Here is a 2,344-nt window from a genome sequence, read left to right on the forward strand (position 1 = left end):
GAAGACGTCCGCGGTGGTAGTGAGTGAGCACGCGAAGCTGCGGTGGCGTGAGCGCGGCGGCCAGGGCCCGCTCCGCCCGGGCCGGATCCGGCACCACCTTCTGGCGACGCTGCACGTGGGCGCGGAGGCCGGCCCGGAGTGCCAGGTGGAGGTCGGCCTTGCTCCCGGGTGGCGGGCCGTCTGCGTGCCGCAGGCTCAGGGCGGGTGGCTGGTGGTGACGGTGATCAGGGAGGAGGAGGCCTGTTGACCGACTGGCTGGGCCGGATCCAGCAAGCGGTGTCGGCAGCGGTCGCCGAGGCAGTACACGTGGCCCGCACCGGGCGGCCCGAGGAGCGCGCCGCGGCGAAGCAGTTCCTGGAGTCGCCGGAACTGGCCGGGGTCATCACCGCCCTGTCATTCCGGCCGCTGGAGGTCCGCATGGCCGAGCGGGTGGTGGATCCGTGAGCCTCGTGCAACAGATCATCGCCGAGGTGCAGGCCGCAGCCGAACGCATTGCCAAGGTGCGCTACGGGGAGATCGTGGTGGTCGTGCAGGACGGCTGCGTCGTGAGGGTCAAGGTGACCGAGTCGTGGCAGCCAGGTGACCGCGCGCCGCCGGAGAAGTCTTCCAACGGCAAATAGCGCAGGCTGACCCGACAGCGGGAGGCCGGCTCGTGGGCGCAGGAGCGCCCGGGCCGGCCTTTTTGGTGAGGGGGCCGACGGTGATCACCCTGTTCGAGTACCTGGCCGAGACGCAACCCTGGGTCCTGCTCTGGCTGCAGGAGCAGGGCCTGCTCGTGGTCGAGGACTACCTGCCGGCGGGGACGGCCCGGCTCATGGACCATTCCGCATGGAATAGGGTGCGCCGGCGCCTGAGGCAGGTGAGGCACCGTTGACGCTCGCTGAGGCCAAAAGCCTGCTGCGCAACTGGTTTCTGGCTCTGGCGGACGCGGCGAACGGGCACCCGCACCGGTCCCTGGACCTCATCGTCCTGGGCGCGTCAGCCGGGGGACAGCAGCTCAGTTCGCCCACCGAGGAGGCTGCGATAGCGCGCATTGCCACGCTGGAGGCCTATGCGGACGTCGCCCGGGCGTACGCGCGGCTGTCGCCGCTGCACCGCGAGGTGCTGTGGCTCCTCTACGGGGTGAACACCACGTTTCGCGACGCGCGCATGCGGCTGGGGTTGAAGCACAACCAGCTCGCCCGAGTCCTCGACCGGGCCCTTGCCGCCTTCATCACCGCACTCGGCTGGCCGGTAACGGAGGAGGTCGGGCGGGGTGCTTGACTGTTCGAACAGCATGTGCTATTCTGTGCTACGATGCCAGACTGCGCCCTGAAGAAGTGGGCGCGGTCTCTGTTTTTGCGGAGGCGTAGCCGGTGAGCAGATGGTCCGAGGAACAGATCAGGGAGGCCGTGGCCATCGCCGCCGCGACCTCGATCCGCGAGGCGCAGAGGCGGACCGGCGTGCCGCTGGCGACCCTGCACCGGCACCTGCGCAAAGCGGGCATCCCCAGCGGCGGCGGCACGGGTAACGGCGGGCGCAAGAATGGGAATCACAGCAACGGCCGGCGTGCTCCGGTCATGCCTCCCATCGGCGAAGAGGTTCGCGAGCGCGTCATCGAGCAGGTCGCCGGGAAGCTGGCCGACACTCTGGCTGAGCGGCTGGAGAGGCTGGCGGACCAGCTCTACAAGCTGGCCGAAAAGGCCGTGGACAAGGTCGACGCGGCGATCTCCGACCCGGGCGAGAGGCAGGACGGCAAGCGAGGCGAGTCCCACGACCGCGACGGCGCGGCCTGGGTGCGGGCACTGGTGGGGGTGATGGCGCAGGCGGTGGAGAAGGCCCAGCTGCTGAGCGGTCGGCCCACGAAGAGGGAGGCGGTGGAGGGGCAGGTGACGACCAGGCATGAGCACGACTACACGCTCCGCCACATTGTTGAGCAGCGCCTGGCAGAAGCTCCTGGATCGCCTCTTGCTGCACTTTTCGCCCGCCGAGCTGGAGCCGTTCCTGGACTGCCCGCTGACCGGGCCAAAGGGGCTGAGGAGGCAGCTGGGCGAAATTGACTTCTCCTGGTTCCGCGAGGCCTACTTCGGCCACTGGATGCGCGACGAGAAGACGGGCCGGGTGATTCCCCCGGCCCGCTTCCATGAGGACCTGGCCCGCGAGTTCGAGGAGGTGGTCTACGGCAGAGGCGGAGCGCGGATCGCCTGGGCGGCCCCGCGGGGCAGCGCCAAGAGCACGAACTGCGACGTCATGTTCGTGGCCTGGTGCCTGCTGTACACCTTTAAGCGCTATGTGCTCCTGATCATGGACACATACGACCAGGCCAAGCTGCAGTTGGCCGCGCTCAAGGACGAGCTGGAGCACA

General features: G+C 69.2%; 7 protein-coding genes. All 7 read left to right on the plus strand.

The window, feature by feature from the left end:
* Positions 1-247: hypothetical protein (locus AB1609_21495; protein MEW6049010.1), on the plus strand; the 247-nt coding region annotated here is incomplete at its 5' end.
* A complete protein-coding gene (locus AB1609_21500) occupies positions 244-444 on the plus strand; it encodes a hypothetical protein (GenBank protein ID MEW6049011.1) in 201 nt (66 codons plus the stop codon). The genes AB1609_21495 and AB1609_21500, both read left to right, overlap by 4 nt.
* Positions 441-620 carry a DUF2292 domain-containing protein gene (locus AB1609_21505; protein MEW6049012.1) on the plus strand — a complete coding sequence of 60 codons (180 nt, stop codon included), beginning with the start codon at positions 441-443 and terminating at the stop codon, positions 618-620. Before AB1609_21500 ends, AB1609_21505 begins: the two co-directional genes overlap by 4 nt.
* Positions 621-652: 32 nt before the next feature.
* The gene (locus tag AB1609_21510; protein ID MEW6049013.1) at positions 653-874 is read left to right on the plus strand and encodes a hypothetical protein; all 222 of its coding nucleotides are present in this window, start codon (positions 653-655) and stop codon (positions 872-874) included.
* Positions 871-1,263 carry a hypothetical protein gene (locus AB1609_21515; protein MEW6049014.1) on the plus strand — a complete coding sequence of 131 codons (393 nt, stop codon included), beginning with the start codon at positions 871-873 and terminating at the stop codon, positions 1,261-1,263. Before AB1609_21510 ends, AB1609_21515 begins: the two co-directional genes overlap by 4 nt.
* A gap of 92 nt (positions 1,264-1,355) precedes the next feature.
* Positions 1,356-2,039 carry a hypothetical protein gene (locus AB1609_21520; protein ID MEW6049015.1) on the plus strand — a complete coding sequence of 228 codons (684 nt, stop codon included), beginning with the start codon at positions 1,356-1,358 and terminating at the stop codon, positions 2,037-2,039.
* Positions 2,040-2,076: 37 nt separating this feature from the next.
* Positions 2,077-2,344, plus strand: a 268-nt coding sequence (locus AB1609_21525) for a hypothetical protein (protein MEW6049016.1), incomplete at its 3' end; no start/stop codon positions are given.

It is taken from the genome of Bacillota bacterium (assembly GCA_040754675.1).
In the GTDB taxonomy this organism is placed as follows: Bacteria; Bacillota; Limnochordia; order Limnochordales; family Geochordaceae; genus Geochorda.